Annotated in this window: 16 protein-coding genes; 2 read left to right on the top strand and 14 right to left on the bottom strand. The window is 66.0% G+C overall.

Annotated elements, in window-relative coordinates:
• Positions 1 to 82 precede the first annotated feature (82 nt).
• The gene (locus tag CH251_RS18410) at positions 83 to 2,434 is read right to left on the bottom strand and encodes a Tex family protein (protein ID WP_094614380.1); all 2,352 of its coding nucleotides are present in this window, start codon (positions 2,432 to 2,434) and stop codon (positions 83 to 85) included.
• Between the two features lie 68 nt (positions 2,435 to 2,502).
• On the opposite strand from CH251_RS18410, the gene CH251_RS18405 reads away from it, so the two are divergent.
• On the top strand, positions 2,503 to 3,456 hold the full coding sequence (locus CH251_RS18405; protein WP_094614379.1) for a serine hydrolase: 954 nt from the start codon (positions 2,503 to 2,505) through the stop codon (positions 3,454 to 3,456).
• Positions 3,457 to 3,461: 5 nt separating this feature from the next.
• Here CH251_RS18405 and trmD read toward each other — a convergent pair whose 3' ends face one another.
• From trmD to ftsY, 12 genes are all read right to left on the bottom strand, one after another.
• On the bottom strand, positions 3,462 to 4,142 hold the full coding sequence (gene trmD / locus CH251_RS18400; RefSeq protein ID WP_094614378.1) for a tRNA (guanosine(37)-N1)-methyltransferase TrmD: 681 nt from the start codon (positions 4,140 to 4,142) through the stop codon (positions 3,462 to 3,464).
• A 3-nt stretch (positions 4,143 to 4,145) separates the two neighbouring features.
• A complete protein-coding gene (rimM, locus tag CH251_RS18395; RefSeq protein ID WP_094614377.1) occupies positions 4,146 to 4,688 on the bottom strand; it encodes a ribosome maturation factor RimM in 543 nt (180 codons plus the stop codon).
• 14 nt (positions 4,689 to 4,702) lie between these two features.
• The gene (locus CH251_RS18390) at positions 4,703 to 4,945 is read right to left on the bottom strand and encodes an RNA-binding protein (RefSeq protein ID WP_094614376.1); all 243 of its coding nucleotides are present in this window, start codon (positions 4,943 to 4,945) and stop codon (positions 4,703 to 4,705) included.
• Positions 4,942 to 5,418, bottom strand: a complete 477-nt coding sequence (gene rpsP, locus CH251_RS18385) for a 30S ribosomal protein S16 (RefSeq protein WP_094614375.1) — start codon at positions 5,416 to 5,418, stop codon at positions 4,942 to 4,944. The genes CH251_RS18390 and rpsP overlap by 4 nt, the downstream gene beginning before the upstream one ends.
• A 188-nt stretch (positions 5,419 to 5,606) precedes the next feature.
• Positions 5,607 to 6,437 (bottom strand): type II CAAX endopeptidase family protein, encoded by an 831-nt coding sequence (locus CH251_RS18380; protein WP_179273382.1) that lies wholly within the window; start codon positions 6,435 to 6,437, stop codon positions 5,607 to 5,609.
• Complete coding sequence (locus CH251_RS18375) at positions 6,434 to 7,540, bottom strand: amidohydrolase family protein (protein ID WP_179273416.1); 1,107 nt, start codon at positions 7,538 to 7,540, stop codon at positions 6,434 to 6,436. The genes CH251_RS18380 and CH251_RS18375 overlap by 4 nt, the downstream gene beginning before the upstream one ends.
• Positions 7,541 to 7,559: 19 nt before the next feature.
• Positions 7,560 to 9,119, bottom strand: coding sequence for a signal recognition particle protein (gene ffh / locus CH251_RS18370; protein ID WP_094614523.1), 1,560 nt, complete (start codon positions 9,117 to 9,119; stop codon positions 7,560 to 7,562).
• Between the two features lie 130 nt (positions 9,120 to 9,249).
• A complete protein-coding gene (locus CH251_RS18365) occupies positions 9,250 to 10,176 on the bottom strand; it encodes a M23 family metallopeptidase (RefSeq protein WP_094614373.1) in 927 nt (308 codons plus the stop codon).
• A gap of 272 nt (positions 10,177 to 10,448) precedes the next feature.
• Positions 10,449 to 12,980, bottom strand: coding sequence for a [protein-PII] uridylyltransferase (locus CH251_RS18360; protein ID WP_094614522.1), 2,532 nt, complete (start codon positions 12,978 to 12,980; stop codon positions 10,449 to 10,451).
• On the bottom strand, positions 12,970 to 13,308 hold the full coding sequence (locus tag CH251_RS18355; RefSeq protein WP_019664269.1) for a P-II family nitrogen regulator: 339 nt from the start codon (positions 13,306 to 13,308) through the stop codon (positions 12,970 to 12,972). Before CH251_RS18355 ends, CH251_RS18360 begins: the two co-directional genes overlap by 11 nt.
• Before the next feature lie 72 nt (positions 13,309 to 13,380).
• Positions 13,381 to 14,670 carry an ammonium transporter gene (locus tag CH251_RS18350; RefSeq protein ID WP_170946067.1) on the bottom strand — a complete coding sequence of 430 codons (1,290 nt, stop codon included), beginning with the start codon at positions 14,668 to 14,670 and terminating at the stop codon, positions 13,381 to 13,383.
• A gap of 201 nt (positions 14,671 to 14,871) precedes the next feature.
• Positions 14,872 to 16,248: a signal recognition particle-docking protein FtsY gene (ftsY, locus tag CH251_RS18345; RefSeq protein ID WP_094614521.1), complete on the bottom strand. Its 1,377-nt coding sequence runs from the start codon at positions 16,246 to 16,248 to the stop codon at positions 14,872 to 14,874.
• Positions 16,249 to 16,352: 104 nt separating this feature from the next.
• On the opposite strand from ftsY, the gene CH251_RS18340 reads away from it, so the two are divergent.
• Positions 16,353 to 16,985, top strand: a complete 633-nt coding sequence (locus CH251_RS18340) for an MSMEG_1061 family FMN-dependent PPOX-type flavoprotein (protein ID WP_094614520.1) — start codon at positions 16,353 to 16,355, stop codon at positions 16,983 to 16,985.
• A 16-nt stretch (positions 16,986 to 17,001) separates the two neighbouring features.
• Here CH251_RS18340 and smc read toward each other — a convergent pair whose 3' ends face one another.
• Complete coding sequence (smc, locus tag CH251_RS18335; RefSeq protein ID WP_094614372.1) at positions 17,002 to 20,670, bottom strand: chromosome segregation protein SMC; 3,669 nt, start codon at positions 20,668 to 20,670, stop codon at positions 17,002 to 17,004.
• Positions 20,671 to 20,705 lie beyond the last annotated feature (35 nt).

Here is a 20,705-nt window from a genome sequence, read left to right as displayed (position 1 = left end):
TCCTGCCGAACGACCGATGATCGCGTTTCACCCTATTCGCGTCCGGGACCACCCAGGGCAGCATCGACCGAGGAACCGTTCGCTATTTTCCGAATCCCGCCTTCCGCAACGCGTCGGCCATGGAACCGGCAGCCGGTGCCACGGCACCAGCGCCCCCGGCCGTTCGACGATCCCGTTGCGGGCGTGCGTCTCGCCCGCGGCCTGCCTGATTCGCGCCCGCGGCCCGTCCCTGGCCTCGAGGCCGGTCACCCTGCTGTCCGCGGGCGTCCTTGCCGCCTGCCGCACCGGGTTCGTCGTCCAGCCGCAGACTCAGGCCGATGCGCTGACGGGGGATGTCGACCTCCATCACCTTGACGCGTACGACGTCGCCGGACTTGACGACTTCACGCGGGTCCTTGACGAAGTTGTGCGACATCGCCGAGACGTGCACGAGCCCGTCCTGGTGCACACCGACGTCGACGAACGCCCCGAACGCCGCCACATTGGTCACGACTCCCTCGAGCGTCATGCCCGGCTTCAGGTCGGCGACCTTCTCGATACCGGCGGCGAAGGTCGCGGTCTTGAACTCGGGACGAGGGTCGCGTCCCGGCTTCTCGAGTTCGGAGATGATGTCGGTGACGGTGGGCAGACCGAATCGCTCGTCGGCGAATTCGGCTGGGTCGAGTGAGCGCAGCAGTGTCGTGTTGCCGATGACCTCCCGCACCCCGACGCCGGCCTTGCCGACGATGCGCCGCACGACGGGATAGGCCTCCGGGTGCACGCTCGACCGGTCCAGCGGATCCTCTCCCCCGGAGATGCGGAGGAATCCGGCACACTGCTCGAAAGCTTTGGGGCCCAGGCGCGGGACTTCCTTGAGTGTGCTGCGGCTGGAGAACGGACCGTTCTGGTCGCGGTGCGCCACGATGCTCTCGGCAAGAGAGCCGGCGATACCGGAGACCCGCGAGAGCAACGGTACCGACGCGGTGTTGACGTCGACGCCGACCGCGTTCACCGCGTCTTCGACGACGGCACCGAGTGATCGGGCCAGCAGAGTTTCGGAAATGTCGTGCTGGTACTGCCCGACGCCGATCGACTTGGGATCGATCTTGACCAGCTCGGCGAGCGGATCCTGCAACCTACGGGCGATCGAGACGGCACCACGGATCGACACATCCAGCTCGGGCAGCTCGCTCGAGGCGTACGCGGAGGCGGAGTACACCGACGCTCCGGCCTCGGACACCACCACCTTGGTCAGGTTGGCGGCAGGGAACTTGGCGATCAATTCCGCTGCCAGCGAGTCGGTTTCACGCGATGCGGTGCCGTTGCCGATGGCGATCAGTTCGACCTTGTGCTTGGCGGCAAGGCCGGCGAGGGTGGCCACCGCCTGATCCCACTTGCCCTGCGGTTTGTGCGGGTAGATGGTGTCGAAGTCGACGACCTTTCCGGTGGCGTCGACGATGGCGACCTTGGTGCCGGTGCGAAAGCCCGGGTCCAGGCCCATCGTGGTGCGGTTGCCCGCCGGCGCAGCGAGGAGCAGGTCCTTGAGGTTGCTCGCGAACACGTCGACGGCGTCCTTCTCGGCGGATTGGCGTAGTCGCATGCGGGTGTCGAGGGAGACGGTCACCAACATCTTGGTGCGCCACGCCCATCGGACGGTATCGAGCAGCCACTTGTCGGCGGGCCGTCCGCGATTCGCGATCCCGAACTTGGTGGCGATCCGACCCTCGTAGACGCTCGGCACCCCGGGGGTCGGTTCGTCACGCTCGGGCTCGAAGCCGAGCGAGAGTATTTCTTCCTTCTCGCCTCGGAGCGTGGCGAGGATTCGGTGCGAAGGCAGGCTGGTGAACGGTTCCGAGAACTCGAAGTAATCGGAGAACTTGGCACCCTCCTCTTCCTTGCCCTTGCGGACGGACGCGACGAGCTTGCCGGACGTCCACATCAGCTCGCGCAGTTCACCCACCAGGTCGGCGTCCTCGGCGAAACGCTCGACGAGAATCGCCCGAGCGCCGTCGAGTTGCTCCTGGTCGAACTGGGCCGGGTCGGTGGTGGGGTCGGAGAACAGGGCGTCGGCGACGGGCTCGTGCCCGGCCTCACGCGCGATCTGAGCCTTGGTCCGACGCTTGGGCTTGAACGGCAGGTAGATGTCCTCGACCCGCGCCTTGGTGTCGGCCAGCATCAACGACTGCTCGAGTGCGTCGTCGAGCTTGCCCTGCGAGCGGATGGACTCGATGACGGCGTCTCTGCGTTCGTCGAGCTCGCGCAGGTACCTCAGCCGCTCGTCGAGCTGACGCAGTTGAGTGTCGTCGAGGGTGCCGGTGACTTCCTTGCGGTAGCGCGCGATGAACGGGACCGTCGACCCGCCGTCGAGCAGTTCCACGGCGGCACGAACCTGTTCTTCACGAACGTCGAGTTCTTCGGCTATGCGCTTGTTCACAGATTTCAGAGCAGTGGTCACGGCGATGGACCCTACCGCTACTGTGGGACATGTCGGTCAGCGGTTCAACGTGTGGGAGAGATACGCGGATGGTCAGGGTGTCTCGATTCCTGGCTGCAGCCTGCGCTTCCCTGTTGTTGGCCGGGTGCTCGGTTCCTCCCGACGATCAGATCGGTGACTCCGCCTCGAAGGAGACCGCCGAGACGTCGGCATCGCCATTTCCCGACATGAAGAAGGTCGACGGCGTTGCCCTCGAAGCTCGTATCCCGATGGCGATCGCGTCGGCCCAGGCCCGTGGCGCCGATGTCGATTTCGCGCTGCTGGATCGTCGGACAGGCTCGTACTACAGCAGCAACGCCGATGTTCAGGTCGAAACCGCGTCGGTGTCCAAACTCTTCATCGCCGACGAGGTGTTGTTCCGAGCGCAATCGGAGAACCGTCCGGTCTCGGCCGACGACCTGGCCACCATGACCAGCATGCTCGAATTGTCCGACGACAACGCCGCGTACACCCTCTGGTACCGCTACGGCTCGTCCGAGATCGTGCGCACGGTGGCGGCTCGCTACGGCTTGACGAGCACCACAGCTCCCGGCGACGACCAGTGGTACAACACCGAGACCACGCCCAGCGACCTGGTCGGTTACTACGCGGGGTTGCTCAACGGCAGCGGCGGTCTGACGACCGCCTCGACGGACATCGTGATCGGAATGCTGCGGCGGTCGGCACCGATTGCCGCGGACGGCTACAAACAACATTTCGGGATCGTCGACGGTTTGCCCGGCGAGAGCGTCCACGCTGTGAAGCAGGGCTGGATGTGCTGCGTGTCCGATCGGTGGGTACACCTGTCCACGGGCACGATCGGTGTCGACAACCGCTATGTTCTGGCTCTGTCGTCACGCGAGGACATCTTCTACGCAGACGACATGGAACGCTATCCGGACACCGCCGTCGTCGACGTCAGCGACGACGCGAGCGCACTGCATGCCAGGGACACTCTCACCGGCTTCGTTTCGATGCTCTTCCCCGACGGCACCGTCAGCTGAATTGGTCAGTCCTGCAACAGGTCCGGACGACGCTCGGCGGTCCTGTCCAGTGATTGCTCTCGACGCCACGCAGCGATCTTCGCGTGATCACCCGAGAGAAGCACCGGCGGAACATCGAGATCGCGCCACTGTGCGGGGCGGGTGTAGCTCGGCCCTTCGAGCAGTCCGTCGGAGAACGAATCCTCCTGGTGCGATTGCTGATTGCCGAGAACCCCCGGCATCAGTCGAACCACGGCCTCGGCCATGACGAGGACGGCAGCTTCGCCGCCGATGAGCACGTAATCGCCGATGCTGACCTCCTCGACCCGGACCCGGCGTGCGGCGTCGTCGAACACGCGTTGATCGATGCCTTCGTATCGGCCGCAGGCGAACACGAGATGCTTCTCGGAGGACCATCGCTCGGCTGTCCGCTGGGTGAACGGCACCCCGGCCGGAGTCGGGACGACGAGGAGAGAATCGTCTGTCAGCACGTCGTCGAGCGCGTCTCCCCACACTGTCGGCTTCATGACCATTCCGGGCCCGCCGCCGTAGGGCGAATCGTCGACGGCCTTGTGCACGTCGTGAGTCCACGACCGCAGATCATGAACCTCGACCGAGACGAGGCCGCGGTCGATTGCTTTGCCCAGCAACGCAGTTCGGAGCGGGGTGAGGTATTCGGGAAAGATGGTGACGACGTCGAGGCGCACGATCTACTCCGGATCCAGCAGACCCTCGGGCGGATCGATCTCGATCGTCTTGTCGGCCAACGACACCGACGTCACGATGGCCGCGACGAACGGCACGAGAATTTCGGCGCGGGTAGCTTCGCCGAAACCGGCGCTCGGCGTGATGGAAAGCAGCTCCCCCGCTGCCGAGTGGAGGACTTCACGGACCGTTCCCACGACGGTGCCGTCGGCCAGGTTCACCGTGAGGCCTTCGAGTTCGTGGTCGTAGTACTCGTCCGGGTCGTCGGACGGCGGAAGGTCGTTGGATTCGACGACGAACAGAATGCCGCGTAGTTGGTCGGCGGCCGTCTTGTCGTCGATACCGTTCAGACGCAGCAGAAGCCGCCCGGAGTGTTCCCGGACGGCACCCACTGTGTACGAGGCCGGTTCCGCGTTCGATCGGGGCTTACGTCCCGAGAGAACGGTTCCTTCGGCGAAGCGGTCGTCGGGGTTGTCGGTGCGAACCTCGACGACGACTTCGCCTTTGATGCCGTGCGACTTCGCGACACGGCCGATGACCAGCTCCATGATGGATGTGTGACCTAGGCGTCCGTGTCGACCACGTCGACGCGGATGCCGCGGCCACCGATTCCCGAGACGAGCGTGCGCAGCGCCGTAGCCGTACGACCGCCACGTCCGATTACCTTGCCCAGATCGTCGGGGTGCACGTGGACTTCCACGGTGCGGCCACGACGGCCGGTGATCATCTCGACGCGAACGTCATCGGGATTGGCGACGATGCCGCGAACGAGATGTTCGACGGCATCGGCGACAACGGCACTCACTTCTCAGCAGCCTCGGCGGCCGGCGCGTCTGCCGTCTCGGTTGCTGCAGCGTCGGTGGTCTCCGCAGCGGCGTCGTCGGCCTTCGGAGCCTTCTTCTTCTTGGCGGTGGTGGCCTCGCCCTGGGGCTCGGAATCGGCCTGCGCCAGCGCGGCGTTGAACAGGTCGAGCTTGGACGGCTTGGGCTCGGCAACGCGGAGGGTTCCCTCGGCGCCGGGGAGGCCCTTGAACTTCTGCCAGTCACCGGTGATCTTGAGCAGTGCCTCGACAGGCTCGGTCGGCTGTGCGCCGACGCCCAACCAGTACTGAGCCCGCTCGGAGTTGATCTCGATGATGCTGGGGTCCTGCTTGGGCTCGTACGTGCCGATGGTCTCGATCGCACGGCCGTTACGACGGGTGCGGGCATCGGAGATGACGACGCGGTAGTGCGGGGTGCGGATCTTGCCGATACGCATGAGCTTGATCTTGACAGCCATGTTCTGGTGGAGCCTTTCGAAAGTTGGTCACGGCGCAATTCAGCGGTTCGCACGGCATGCGAGCCCGGTTTTGCGTTGAGGGTTGTTGTGACCGCCGCGCGGTACGTAACCGGAAGACGGGCGAACAGCTGTTCATTGTGCCAGACGGGCGGCACGATCGGTGAATCGGGCCTGCAGAAGCACTCCTGTCACGCGAGCAGAACCACCAGGGCAGGGAGGGTGTTGTTCACCGAGTGCGCCGTGGTCGACGCGACGATCGAACCGGAGCGCATTCGTGCGATGCCGATCGCGAAACCTCCCCACAGCAGCACCACGAAGCGCCACCACTCCCGGTGCCAGATCGCGAACAACACCGCGGTGATCGCCAGGACGACCCAACGATTGCCCAACCAGGCCAGGGGCATCGGGCGGGTGCGCTTCTCGAGTGCTCCCCACAGCATGCCGCGGAACATCGTTTCCTCGCAGATCGGCGCACCGAGCCAGATCCACACGGCCAGCGCGATTTTCCAGCCGACGGTCATGTCTGTGACGTCGCCGAGCGGCGTCTGGTCGTCCAACTCGATCCCGGACAACAGAATCAGCGCCAGCAGGAGGCCACCGACCACCGCGACGCCACCCCACGCCAACCCGGATCGAAGATGACCGAGGAATTCGGGGGTGGACCTGGGGAGGCCGAAGTCGACGACGGGGCCGTTGCCCCGAGTCATCGAGATCGCCACTGCCAGTCCCGCAGCGAGCAGGCTCGGAATCATGATGCCCACCACGAAGACGGCCGAGGCATCCGACGTCACGACGAGCCCGAGTACTAGAAATCCCGCCAGGTTGAGCCCCAGCACCAACGCCGCGGCCGGTATTCCCCACCGTTGACCGCTTCTGCGTTCGAGCGCGGCCTGCTCGGCCCGCCAGTAGGTTTCGGACAACCCCGATCCCTGCTGCTGAACGTGATTCATCGGTGCCATTCCGGCCCAGCTGGGTCGGTTCGGATCGGGCTGTCCTGCATCGCTTCTCGGATCGGTCACCCTCGGCCCACCGATCCACTCGTCGTGCGGCCGCGCCGGTCGGTCACGCGTCCGCGCAGGATCACCAGATCCGGATCGGACAGCACATCCGGGCCCCCTCGCGGATCGTCGGAGTAGACGACGAGATCTGCGGGCGCGCCGTGCTCGAGCCCCTGCCGACCCAGCCACGACCGGGCGTCCCAACAGGCAGCACCGAGTGCGTCGGTCGGCGACAGTCCGACGGCAGCGAGTGCGGCGACCTCGTCGGCGATTCGGCCGTGCGCGATCGAACCACCGGCGTCGGTACCCGCGTAGATGGGAATCCCTGCGTCGTGAGCTCGTCCGACCGTATCGGCGACGCGTTCGTGCAGCGCCCGCATGTGCCGGGCGTAGACCGGATACCGGGTGGCGGAATCGGCGATACCGGGGAACGTCTCGATGTTGATCAGCGTCGGCACCAGCGCGGTGCCGTGATCGACCATCATCTCGATGGTCTCGTCGGTCAGGCCGGTGCCGTGTTCGATGCAGTCGATTCCCGCCGCGATCAGTCCGGGCAGGGCATCCTCGCCGAACACGTGGGCAGTCACCCGCGCGCCCTCGGCGTGGGCAGCGGCGATGGCGTCGACGAGGATCGAGTCGTTCCACAGCGGTCTGAGATCTCCCACCGAACGGTCGATCCAGTCGCCGACGAGCTTGACCCAGCCGTCGCCGAATCGCGCCTGCTGAGCCACCGCCTCGGGCAGTTGCGATTCGTCCTCGATGTCGATCGCCAGACCCGGGATGTATCGCTTGGGTGATGCGATGTGGCGGCCCGCTCGGATGATGCGAGGAAGATACTCGTACTCGTCCAGCGCGCGCGTGTCGACCGGTGACCCGGCGTCTCGCAGTAGCAGAGCGCCAACGCCACGCTCGGTCTCGGCCTGACGGAACGACCCGATCAGATCGGTGTGTCCCCCGCCGTATTCGATTCCGACATGGCAGTGGGCGTCGACCAGACCGGGCACGATCCAACCGCCGTCGTGGACGAATTCCGCATCCGCAACGGGCTCGGTCGACAGAACGCCGCCCTCGATCCAGAGGTCGATCTCCGTCCCGTCCGGCAGTCCGCGGCCCCGCACCCGCATCGCCGACACGTGCGCGCGCTTACTTCTTGGGCAGTTTAAGCTGCGAGAGATCGATGCCCTCGAGTCCTGGCGGCAACTGGTCGAGGCCCTTGGGCATGGACGACAGGTCGGGCATGCCCGCGGGCATTCCGCCCGGCATGCCGGGGAAACCACCGCGGATCTTCGGCTGCGTCGGACCGCGAGCGCCCTTCTTGCCTTTCTTGCCCTTCTTGTTGTTCCGCACCTGCTTGCGTGCGCCCGGCATGCCCATCCGACCGGCCATGGCCGACATCATCTTTCGAGCCTCGAAGAACCGGTCGACCAGCTGATTGACGTCGGAGACCTTCACGCCCGAACCGTTCGCGATACGCAACCGTCGGGACGCGTTGATGATCTTCGGGTCGGTACGTTCCTGCGGCGTCATGCCCCGGATGATCGCCTGAACGCGATCGAGTTGCTTCTCGTCGACGTTGGCGAGTTCTTTCATCTGGCCGGCACCGGGCAACATGCCCAGCAGGTTTCCGATCGGACCCATCTTGCGGACGGCCATCATCTGCTCGAGGAAGTCGTCGAGTGTGAGTTGCCCCGAGCCGATCTTGTTGGCCGTCGCCTCGGCCTGCTCGGCATCGAAGTGCTGCTCGGCCTGCTCGATGAGGCTCAGCACGTCGCCCATGCCGAGGATGCGGCTGGCCATGCGATCGGGGTGGAAGACGTCGAAGTCCTCGAGCTTCTCACCGGTCGACGCGAACATGATCGGCTGGCCGGTGACCTCGCGGACACTGAGCGCAGCGCCGCCGCGAGCATCACCGTCGAGCTTGGTGAGAACGACACCGGTGAAGCCGACGCCGTCACGGAACGCCTCGGCCGTGCTGACGGCGTCCTGACCGACCATCGCATCGAGAACGAACAATGTCTCGTCCGGCTCGACCGCGTCGCGAATTCCCGCGGCCTGACTCATCAGCTCGCTGTCGATGCCGAGGCGGCCTGCGGTGTCGACGATGACCACGTCGTACTGCTTGCTGCGGGCCTCGGCGATACCGGCACGGGCAACCTCGACGGGATCCGCTGCCGAGACTCCGAGTGCATTGTCGCCGCCGCCGATGGACGTGCCCGGGTGCGGCGCGAAGACGGCGGCACCGGCGCGCTCGCCCACGATCTGCAACTGGCTCACGGCACCGGGACGCTGGAGGTCACACGCGACGAGCAGTGGGGTATGGCCCTGACCCTTGAGCCATTTCGCGAGCTTGCCCGCCAACGTCGTCTTACCCGAACCCTGCAGACCGGCGAGCATGATCACCGTGGGCGGGTTCTTGGCGAAGACGAGCCTGCGAGTCTCGCCGCCGAGGATGCCGACCAGTTCCTCGTTGACGATCTTGACTACCTGCTGGGCCGGGTTGAGCGCGCCCGAAACCTCGGCACCCTTGGCCCGGACCTTGATGCGATTGATGAACTCACGTACGACGGGCAGTGCCACGTCCGCTTCGAGCAGGGCCAGACGGATCTCACGGGCCGTGGCGTCGATATCCGCGCCGGACAGTCGACCTTTGCCACGCAGGTCCTTGAGAGTCCCGGTCAACCTGTCGGAAAGGGATTCGAACACCGATTGCACTCCTGAGCTAGCCGATCACCGAAAACGAGCCGAATCCGGCACGGTCACCAGACTAGCGGCAGCACGCCGCGCCGTCGCTGGGGCGTTCGACTGTCGTGTCGAACGGGTCGATGCCGACCGGTCAGGCGTTGCGCGCGGAATCGTTCCACGTCACTGCCACACCCCGGGTCGCGAGCCACTGCGCGGGGTCGACCTTGACGCCGGAGGGATCGTGCACCTCGAAGTGCAGGTGTGGGCCTGTCGACTGGCCACGGTTACCGACGGTGGCGATCTGCTCACCGGCCGACACGCGCTGGCCGGGATGAACGGAGAAGTCGTTGACGTGTCCGTAGACCGTCTCGGTGCCGTCGTCGTGCCGCACCTTGACCCAGAGACCGAAGCCGGATGCCGGTCCTGCGTCGGACACGGTGCCATCGGCAGCGGCGTAGATGGGCGTTCCGATGGGTGCCGCGATGTCGAGGCCGCTGTGCTGGGTGCCCCATCGCGAGCCGAAGTTGGACGTCAACACTCCTGCCACGGGCTGCACTGTGCCCTTCTTCAGCGAGCGCAGGCTCTCCAGTGGAGACTCCGTACCCAACTGCCCCAGGCCGACGTCGTCGAGCCATTGCTGGGCGGCGGCACCGGGATCGGTGACTCCGAATGCGGCCAGTGGGTCGGAGGTCGGTGCCGGTGCGGTTTCTGCAGCAGGCGCCGCTTCGGCAGGCGCGGCCTCGGGCGGTGCGGGCTGTGACGGCGCAGGCGGGGGTGCGAACTGTGGGGGTAGGAACTGCGGGAGCTCGAACTGGGGCAGTTCGAATCCTGCGGGCAGCAGGCCCTCCGGTACGGCGAACGGGAGTCCGGCTGCGGGTGCCTCCGGGACCGGCGCGGCCGCAGCGGTGCCGGCACCCATCGACGTTGCGCCGACGACGATCGCTCCGGTCGCGGCAACGATGGTCGCCGCCCGCCGACCGAGGTCGGAGTTGTCCGGTACGGCGCGGTGCCTGCCGCGCGTGGGACGCGCTGCGATGTCGGTCGGTATGTGGACGGTCGACCGTCGGTGGGATCCCACAGTTCGTGCCTCTCGAATGACCAGGAGTGGAGCCTGCAGGAACGACGTGGTTCGAGCAGTGTGGAGCCTGCAGGAACGACGTGGTTCGAGCAGTGTGGAGCCTGCAGGAACGACGTGGTTCGAGCAGTGTGGAGCTTGCAGGAACGGCGGAGAGTGTCGTTTCTGCGTTGGGGACGAATGTAACAAATCGGCATCGGCGGCAGTCCCATCGGCCGGAAGTTCGTGAGAAGTCACCAGCGCGAGTCGGTCTGCTGTCGCATTCCGACTCGCGGTCAGGTGCCTTCCGGCTTTTCCGGGGGCTTGGGCGGTTCCGGGGCAGGTACGACCGCGAGGATCGCTCGCTCGAGGTCCTCGCGCACCGCCCTGCTGTCTGCTCCCGCCAGGTCGATGCAGAAGGAGTCGACCACCGAGCTGCCGAGGGTCGACACGCGTGCCCACCGGATGTCGAGTCCCTGCTGTTCGATTGCACTGGCCAATCGGCAGAGCAGACCGAGCCGGTCCTCTGCTCGTAGTTCGAGCACAACCTGACCTGGTTCGTTGTCGTCGAACCAGAGCACCCGAGGCGGAGCTTGGGCGTAAAGAACCGGGACTGCCGAATCCTCCGAGTCGTCCTCGACGGTTTCGGCTCTGGCGTCACGCTCCTTGGCGTCGAGCACGGCCACGAGGTCGAGTTCGCCTGCCTGGGCGCGGATGATTTCCTGCCGCAGCAGACCGGCCTGCGGCGGGGACCCGAAGAGCGGCGCGACGTCGAACGAGTTGATCGCCGACCCCTCGTGACTTCCGAGGGAGGCCGAGAGCACGCGCAGCGAATGGAGTGCGAGGACCCCCGCGGCGTCGGAGAGCAGCCCGGGTGTGTCGGGGGCAATGACGGTGACGACGAAGGTGTGCAGCCCGTCGGTCGGCGCGATGTCGACGTGGACGCCTCCCCGCGCGGCGAGTTCGATATGCGCCGGGTCGAGTGGATCCGGGGAGGGCAGACTCTCCCCGGCCATCACCAATCTGCAGCGACGCACGAGCTCGCGGATGAGCGAAGCCTTCCAGTCACCCCACACCCCGGGCCCGGTGGCGAGCGAATCCGCCTCTGCCAGTGCGTGAAGCAGCTCGAGCAGAATGGTGTCGGCACCGAGTGCGTCGACGACGGTCTGCACGGTTGCGGGGTCGTCGAGGTCGCGTCTGGTGGCGGTTTCCGGCAGCAGCAGGTGGTATCTGACCATTGCCGTCAGCAGTGCCACGTCGGAGGGCCACAGTCCGAGCCTGTTGCCGATCTGGATGGCCAGATCGGCTCCGACGACGCTGTGGTCGCCGCCGCGCCCTTTGCCGATGTCGTGGATCAGCGCGCCGAGCACCAACAGGTCCGGACGCGCAACTCGAGTGGTCAATGCGCTTGCGTAGGCGGCGGTTTCGACCAGATGCCGATCGACCGTCCACGTGTGCACGGCATCTCGTGGCGGTAGATCGCGTACCGCGCCCCACTCCGGAATGAGCCTGCCCCACAGTCCGGTTCGGTCGAGCGCTTCGATTGCCGCGATCGCTTTGCGACCCGATCCGAGCAACACGAGCAGATCGTTGAGGGCTTCCTTGGGCCACGGTTCGCGAAGCTCGGGCGCACTGTCGGACAGGCGGTTCAGGGTCGAGGCGGACATCGGCATGCCGGTCTGCGCCGAGGCGGCGGCCACGCGCATGATCAGGCCTGGATCCTTGTTCGGTCGAGCGTCGCGCGCGAGAACGACCTCGCCGCCGTGTTCGACGACGCCCTCGTCGAGCGGCCGTCTGACCGGGACTCGACGCAGTCTCGAAAGGCCGCGTCTCGGAAGCGAATTGCCGGCGGTACGCAGCCCGACGTCGACCGAGTAGCTGATGGTGCGGGCCGAATCGCTCAGTACGCGAGCGAGATCGAAGCGGTCACCTATTCGCAGCGCGGCACCGATCTCGTCGGCGTCCTGTGCCCGCAGTTGATCCCGTGCTCGACCGGCGACGCGGTGCAGTTCGGTACGCACGTCCAACAGGCGTCCGTGTGCGAACGCCAGACCGCCACCGGGCGATTCGGGTCCGAGCCCGGGCATACCGTCGGTCAATTGCGCGATGGAGAGGGCGTCGAGCAACTGGACGTCGCGCAGTCCCCCACGGCCGCTCTTGAGATCGGGTTCGGCGCGGTGTGCGATCTCACCGCTGCGCGACCAGCGTCCGCGGGTCTGCTCGATCAACTCGTCGAAACGCCCTCGAATACCGTTGCGCCACTGGCGACGTACGCCGCCGATGAGAAGATTGCTCAGTTCGACGTCGCCTGCGATGTGACGCGCCTCGAGCATTCCGAGAGATGCCGTCATGTCGGCTGCCGCGACCTGCAGGGCCTGCGGCACCGTTCGCACGCTGTGGTCGAGCTTGATGTGCGCGTCCCACAGTGGGTACCAGAGCTTGTCGGCGACATCGGAGACGATCCGTGGTTCGAGATCGTCGTGCAACAGGATCAGGTCCAGATCCGAATACGGCAGCAGTTCACGACGAGCGAGACCGCCGACGGCGACGATCGCGAAGCCGGAGTCCGGTTTGATCCCGAGCTCGGCGCCTTTGGTGGTCAGCCAGAACTCGTGGAGATCGACCAGAGCCTGCCGGAGCGAGGGTGCATCGAGGCGACGATTGCGTGTTCCGCCGTCGAGTAGTTGTTTTCTGGCCCGAGCGAGATCTGCTGCAGCATCGCTCGTGCCCTTCGATGCGGAGCCCGTGGAGACCGAAGGCCCCGATCCTGACGCTTTCGCGCCAGAACCGGGGCCCACGGCCCGAGACCCTTTGGGGTCAGAGTGCATCAGCGCCACGTTCTCCGGTGCGGACTCGGATGACCGAGTCGACCGGGGAAACCCAGACCTTGCCGTCACCGATCTTGCCGGTGCGTGCAGCCTCGACGATGACCTCGACGACCTTCTCCACAGCGGCGTCGTCGACGACTACCTCGACACGGACCTTCGGAACGAAGTCGACCGAGTACTCGGCACCTCGGTACACCTCGGTGTGGCCCTTCTGGCGGCCGTAACCCTGAACTTCACTGACTGTCATTCCGAGTACGCCGGCCTGCTCCAGCCCCGTCTTGACGTCCTCCAGGGTGAACGGTTTGACGATTGCCGTGATCAGCTTCATTTTTGCTTCCCTTCACAAGACCTCGAGTGCCCGTTGTCGTACGGTGCAGCGTTCACGTCTATCTCTACCTTGTCAGGCGAAATCATATGCAGTCTCGGCGTGCTCGGCTTCGTCGATGCCGTTCGCCTCCTCCTCGTCCGACACACGCCAGCCGAGAGGCTTGAGCGCGAACGCGATGACCGCCGTGACGATGGCGGTGAAGATCAGCGCGAACAGTGCGATGACGATCTGCACGACGAGCTGCTTGTAGTCACCGCCGTAGAACAGGCCGGTCTCGGATGCGAGGAAGCCGATTCCGATCGTTCCCCACAGGCCTGCGACCAGGTGAACGCCCACGACGTCGAGCGAGTCGTCGTAGCCGAACTTGAACTTCAGGCCGACAGCCAGCGCGGAGAGCACACCGGCGATGACGCCGAGGATCATGGCACCGACCGGCGTGAGTGCGCCCGCGGCCGGGGTGATGGCGACCAGACCTGCAACGATGCCCGAGGCAGCGCCGAGGCTGGTGGCGTGTCCGTCGCGAATGCGCTCGGTGATGAGCCAGCCCACGATTGCGGCTGCCGTGGCTGCGGTGGTGTTGACCCACGCCACACCGGCGATGCCGTCTGCTGCGAAAGCGGAACCGGCGTTGAACCCGAACCAGCCGAACCACAGCAGAGCTGCGCCGAGCATGACGAACGGAAGGTTGTGCGGGCGGTACGCGACCTTGCCGAAGCCGGCACGCTTGCCGATGATGATCGCCAGAATCAGGCCCGCGATACCGGCGTTGATGTGCACCACCGTGCCACCGGCGAAGTCGATCGGTGCGACGTTGGCGACGAGTCCACCTTCACCGTCGTCGGTGGTGCCGAAGATCATTGCCGCAAGGCCGTTCTCGGATCCGGAGAGCAGTCCGCCGCCCCAGACCATGTGGGCCAGCGGGAAGTAGGCCAGGGTGACCCAGATGCCGGAGAAGGCGAGCCAGGTGCCGTACTTGACGCGGCCAGCGATCGAGCCGCTGATCAGTGCCACCGTGATGATGGCGAAGGTGACCTGGAATGCCACGTCGATGACGTTGGCGTAACCCCATGCGCCGGCGATGTAGTTGCCGTCCGCATCGGTGATCGAATCCTTGAGTCCGAAGAACTCGAACGGGTTGGCGAAGACGCCGCCGATGTCCTGGGTGCCGTAGGACATCGACCAGCCCCACAGGAAGTAGATGATCGAGACGACGGCCATTGCTCCGAACGACATCATCATCATGTTCAACACGGACTTCGACTGCGACATACCGCCGTAGAAGAACGCCAAGCCCGGCGTCATCAGCAGTACCAGCGATGCTGCCATCAGCATCCACGCGGCGTTGCCGGAGTTGGCCAACATATCCTCGGGACTCACGTACACCCTCCATTCTCCTGCACACCGGTTGGCGCGCCGTTACGCAAGAAGAGTGGTTTCACGAGGTTTCATCCGTGACACTCGCGTGTTTCGGACATGTGAACGCATGACCGAATTCTGTTGCAAAAAGGTTTCGTGCTGGCGTTTTGCTTTTGCCCCGGTTTACGAACTACCCGAGAATCGCCATCAGCCCAGCAGAGCGTCGACGAAAGCCCCGGGCTCGAACGGTGCCAGATCGTCGGCGCCTTCGCCGAGACCGACGAGCTTGACGGGCACTCCGAGTTCACGCTGCACCTGAAATACGATGCCACCCTTCGCGGTTCCGTCGAGCTTGGTCAGCACGACTCCCGTGATGTTCACGATCTCGGCGAAGACACGGGCCTGTGTCAGACCGTTCTGGCCCACGGTTGCGTCGAGAACGAGCAGAACGTCGTCGACGTGGGCCCGCTTCTCGATGACACGCTTGACCTTGCTCAGTTCGTCCATCAGACCCGATTTGGTGTGCAATCGTCCCGCGGTGTCGATCAGAACCACGTCGACGCCGTTCTCGATCCCCTTGCTCACCGCGTCGAAGGCGACAGCGGCGGGATCCGCTGCCTCCTTGCCGCGAACCACCTCGGCACCCACTCGCTCGGCCCAGGTCTGCAGCTGATCGGCCGCAGCAGCGCGGAACGTGTCGGCGGCACCGAGCAACACCCGCCGCCCGTCCGCGACCAGCACGCGAGCCAGTTTGCCCGTGGTCGTGGTCTTGCCGGTGCCGTTGACTCCCACCACCAACAACACGGCGGGCGCGCCGTCGTGTGGCAGTGCACGAATCGACCGGTCGAACTCGGGGTGCAGCTGCGCCACGAGAATCTCGCGCAGCAGGGCCCGGGCGTCGGCCTCGGTGCGAATACTGCGGGCCGCCATCTGCTCACGCAGCGTCCGCATGATCTCCGCGGTGGTCGCCGAACCGATATCGGCGATCAGCAGAGTGTCCTCGACCTCTTCCCACGAATCCTCGTCCAGGTCACCGCCGCCGAGCAGGCCCAGCAGGCTCTTGCCCACCGCGGACTGAGATCGTGCGAGCCGGCCACGGAGACGGTCGAGCCGTCCCTCGGTGGGGTCGATGGTGTCCAAGCGGCGAGGCGCAGGAGCGACTGTGTCGGCTACCGGGGGCTCGGGCGCAACAGGCTCGGCGACGGTGACATCGGTGGCCGGGGCCTCGGGTTCGAGCACTTCCGGCTCGGTCCAGACCGACTCCGTTTCGACCGGTTCGGCCGTGGGAACCACCGGCGGCGGCTCGACCGGGGTGGACTCGACGGGGACATCAGCGATCGGCTCGGCCGGCTTGGGGGCCTTGGGGATCACGGGCTCGGCTGTCGCCGTTCCCTGACTGAACGAGAAACCGCTGCCCGCGGTGTAGCCACCGGATCTGTCCTTGGTGGCCGCGTCCTCGATTCGCGCTGCCTCGTCCGACTTGAGGGACACTCTCCGGCGACGGGAAAGCACCAACCCGACGACGAGGACGACGAGCAGGACGGCAGCGATCGCCGCGACGATGATCCACGCTTGGTTACTCACAACGAACATCCTCTCAGGCGATCGCGGCCGATCGTCACCGGTGGTGCATCGACTGTGAAAATGCGCTTCCCGCCCGGTAGCCCGTGTCGATAGCATTCACGGTCATGGAGTGGACCACGGTGCGCGACGCCGCCGAACTGACCGAGATGTTCGGAGAGCCGAGCTTCCGAGCCGCCAACAAGGACCGATGCACCCTGCACCCTCTGGACGTGCAGTGGCTTGCTGCCTCACCGTTCTGCCTCCTCGGGACCTCCGACGCGAGCGGGCGATGCGACGTCTCGCCCAAGGGCGATCCGGCCGGCAGTCTGGTGCACGTCCTCGACGACGCCACGATCGCTCTCGCCGAGCGGCCGGGCAACCGCCGGATGGACGGCTATCGCAACATCCTCGAGAACCCGTTCGTCGGGCTGAACTTCTTCGTCCCCGGCCGCGGCGACACCCTCCGCATCAACGGTCGAGCATCTCTGGTCACCGAGGCCCCGTTCTTCGACGAGCTCCGGGTCAAGGGTCATCGCCCGATCATGTGCCTGGTCGTCGACATCGAGGAGGTGTTCCATCACTGCGCGAAGGCATTCATGCGATCCAAGCTGTGGCAGCCCGAGACGTGGGACGCCGACGCTCTCCCCGATGTCGCCACGCTGACGAAGGCGCTGATTCCGCAGGCTCCCGAGACGGTGGAGGAACTGCGGGAATACTACGGACCGTCCTACGCCGAGCAGCTCTACCCGAAGCAGTAGCTCCGTAAGGACGAACTCAGGAGGCGGTGTCGGGTTCGGCGACAGGTGCCGCCTCCGACTCGGTTGCGTCCGGCTCGGTCGCGTCCACCGCGACGCGTTCTCGGTTCAGCCGCTGCGAGATGACCGTGGTGATGCCGTCGCCGCGCATGCTGACGCCGTACAGCGCGTCGGCCACTTCCATCGTCGGCTTCTGGTGCGTGATCACGATCAGCTGCGACTTCTCGCGGAGCTGCTCGAACAGTCCGATCAGTCGACGCAGATTGGTGTCGTCCAGTGCGGCCTCGACCTCGTCCATGACGTAGAACGGTGACGGTCGGGCGCGGAAGATGGCCACCAGCATGGCCACCGCGGTCAGCGATTTCTCGCCTCCGGAGAGCAGCGAGAGCCGCTTGACCTTCTTGCCGGGCGGGCGTGCCTCGACCTCGATTCCGGTGGTGAGCATGTCCGACGGGTCGGTCAGGATCAGTCGTCCTTCACCGCCGGGGAAGAGCTTGGCGAACACCCCGGTGAATTCTCGCTCGACGTCGAGCCAGGCCTCGGTGAAGACCTGCAGGATCCGTTCGTCGACGTCGGCGACCACGCCGAGCAGATCCTTGCGCGCGGATTTGACGTCTTCGAGCTGGGTCGACAGGAAGTTGTAGCGCTCCTCGAGGGCCGCGAACTCTTCGAGGGCGAGCGGGTTCACCTTGCCGAGTGTGGCGAGGTCACGCTCGGCGCGTTTGGCGCGCTGCTCCTGAGTGGCGCGGTCGAACGGCATCGGGGCCGGTGCCACCACCTGCTCACCCCGCTCCTTGGCCGCCTCGTACTCGGCCATCTCGAGTTCGGTGGGCGGCAGCGCCACATCGGGCCCGTACTCGGCCACCAGATCGTCGAGGCCGATGCCGTGCTGCTCGAGAATCGTCGTCTCGAGTTGTTCGATCCGCAGCGCTGCCTGTGCACGGGCCACTTCGTCCCGGTGCACGGCGTCGGTGATCGACGCCAGCTGACCCTGCAGGGCTCGAACCTGCTCTTTGACCTTGTCGAGTTCGATTGTGCGCGTTGCTCGTTCGGCAGAAAGCTCGTCGCGTCTACGTGCAGCGGCCGCCACAACCGTGGCCAACCGCGCGGCGACTTCTTCGCCCGATTCTCCGACTGCCGCCGCGATTGCGGCCGCATGCCGACGCGCTGCGCTCTCCCGCTCGGCTCGCGCCCTGGCCTCACGCTCTGCTCGCGCCGCCCGTCGAAGCGAATCTGCCCGGCCTCGCAGGGACTGTGCGCGCTCTTCGGCGGTCCTCACGTTCAGCCGCGCTTCGACCTCCACTGCGCGCACTTCGGTCAACGCCGCTGCCGCCATCTCCCGTTCCATGGTGGTCGCAGCGTCACCGCTCTCACCGTCGCCCGCGAAACCGGATTGCTCGTCCTCGGCCGTTCGCAGGTTTTCCTCGAGCTCGGCAAGCCGCGCAATCGCTTCCTCTCGACTGGCCTCGGCGGAGCTACGCTGCGTCGTCAGTCGCGCCGACTCCGCATGAGCCGAACGCGCCAGTTGCCCCAATCGGCCCAACTGCTCGTACACCGCGGCCATCGCGGCGTCGGATTCGTTGAGCGCTGCGAGCGCTTGCTCGGCCGATTCGCGCCGATCCCGTTGTTCTTCCAACGCGCCTGCCAACGCCGCGTCGAGCTCCTCCGCGCGGCGCACTGCCGCCGCCAACTCCACCGTCGACGTGTCGATGGCCGACTGCACCTCGAGGGTGCTCGGGCGACGGTCCGAGCCGCCGGTGACCCAACCGGCTTCGACGACGTCGCCGTCCTTGGTCACTGCACGCAGTTCACCGGAATCGGAGACCAGACGGTGGGCAGCGTCGAGCGAGTCGACGGCGACCACACCGTCGAGCAGGGCCGTCATGGCCCCGGCCAATCGGTCCGGATACTCGATCAGGTCCAGCACCCATCGAGCGCCACTCGGGAGTTCGGGACGTGGAACGGATTGCGCTGCAACGACATTGCCGTGCACGATGGCCGCGCGGCCACCGTCGGCGGCACGCAGCGCCAGCACGGCATCACGCGCAGCATCGAACGATTCGGCGTGTGCGGCATCGGCGGCCGGACCCATGGCCACTGCCACCGCGATCTCGTATCCCGGCACGACCGTGAGATGGCCCGCGAGCAGTCCCGACAGACCGTCCTGCTGGTTCTCCACCAGCCACCCGGCACCGTCCTTGCGTTCGAGACCCATCGTGAGCGCTTCGATCCTCGCCTCGAACGACGCCACCTTCTTGCCCGCGATGCGTTCTTCGGCCTGCAGTTCGGTCACTCGAGCGTCGGCATGTCGCAGCGCGGCGACCGCTCGTTCGTAGTGGGTGTCGAGGCTCAGTTCACTCGCATCGAGGGTGCCGATCTGATCCTGCACACTCTCGAACTCACGCTGAGCAGATTCGCCCCGCTCTCGGGCCTCGTCGATGGCCACCGACAAGCGCGCCACCTCGGCGTCGATCGACTCGACCTTGGTTCGGAAGGTGTCGACGCGGCCGGACAAGCGCGCGAACCCTTCGCGGCGGTCGGCCACCGCGCGCACTGCGGCGAGGTGGGCACGCTCGGCGGCCGACGCCGCAGCCTCGCGCTCGGCCAGCTGCTCTCGTGCGGCCTCGAGGGTTTCGCGGGCCATCTCCACGGCTTCGACGAGTTCCATCTCTTCCTCGGCGACCCGCTCGGCCTGCGCTTCGAGCTCGTCCGGGTCTTGTCCCCGACCTGTGGATTGCACGGCGTCGAGATGTCGAGCTCGTTCGTGCGCGATGCGAACCGTCGCGTTCACGCGTTCGGCCAGGGCCGACAGACGAAACCACGTCTGCCCGGCCGCCTCGGCACTCGGAGTCAGCCGAGCTACGGCCTGCTCGTGTTCGCCGAGTGCCACCGAGCCGGCTTCGAGGGCGTCCTGCACCATCGCGTACTGCTCGCGCGCCGCTTCCTCGTCCTGGGTCTGGTTCGCGAACTCCTCGCGCCTGGCCACCAGGTCGTCGGCCACCAGTCGCAACCGGGCGTCGCGCAGGTCGGCCTGGACGGTCTGTGCGCGACGCGCAACCTCGGCCTGCCTACCGAGAGGCTTGAGTTGGCGACGCAATTCGGTCGTGAGGTCGGTCAACCGCGCCAGGTTGGCCTGCATCGCATCGAGCTTGCGGACGGCCTTTTCCTTGCGCTTGCGATGCTTGAGCACCCCCGCTGCTTCCTCGATGAAGGCTCGACGATCCTCGGGTCGCGACTCGAGGATCGCCGCCAGCCGGCCCTGCCCCACGATCACGTGCATCTCGCGGCCGATACCGGAGTCGCTGAGCAGTTCCTGGACGTCCATCAGCCGGCACGAACTGCCGTTGATCTCGTACTCGCCTGCGCCGTCGCGGAACATACGCCGGGTGATCGAGACCTCGGAGTAGTCGATCGGCAGTGCGCCGTCGGAGTTGTCGATGGTCAAAGTGACCTCGGCGCGGCCGAGCGGGGCTCGACCCGACGTACCAGCGAAGATGACATCTTCCATCTTGCCGCCGCGCAGAGCCTTGGCGCCCTGCTCGCCCATCACCCAGGTCAGGGCATCGACGACATTGGATTTGCCGGAGCCGTTGGGGCCGACGACACAGGTGATTCCGGGCTCGAAACGAAGAGTCGTCGCCGAAGCAAAGGACTTGAAGCCCTTCAGCGTCAGACTCTTGAGATACATAGCGTCCGTACTTTACCGGCACGCTGCCCGAAAGT

The organism is Rhodococcus sp. 06-462-5 (assembly GCF_002258315.1).
In the GTDB taxonomy this organism is placed as follows: Bacteria; Actinomycetota; Actinomycetes; order Mycobacteriales; family Mycobacteriaceae; genus Rhodococcoides.
The sequence above is the reverse complement of the archived record's forward strand: the minus strand, read 5'-3'. Positions and strand labels throughout refer to the sequence as shown.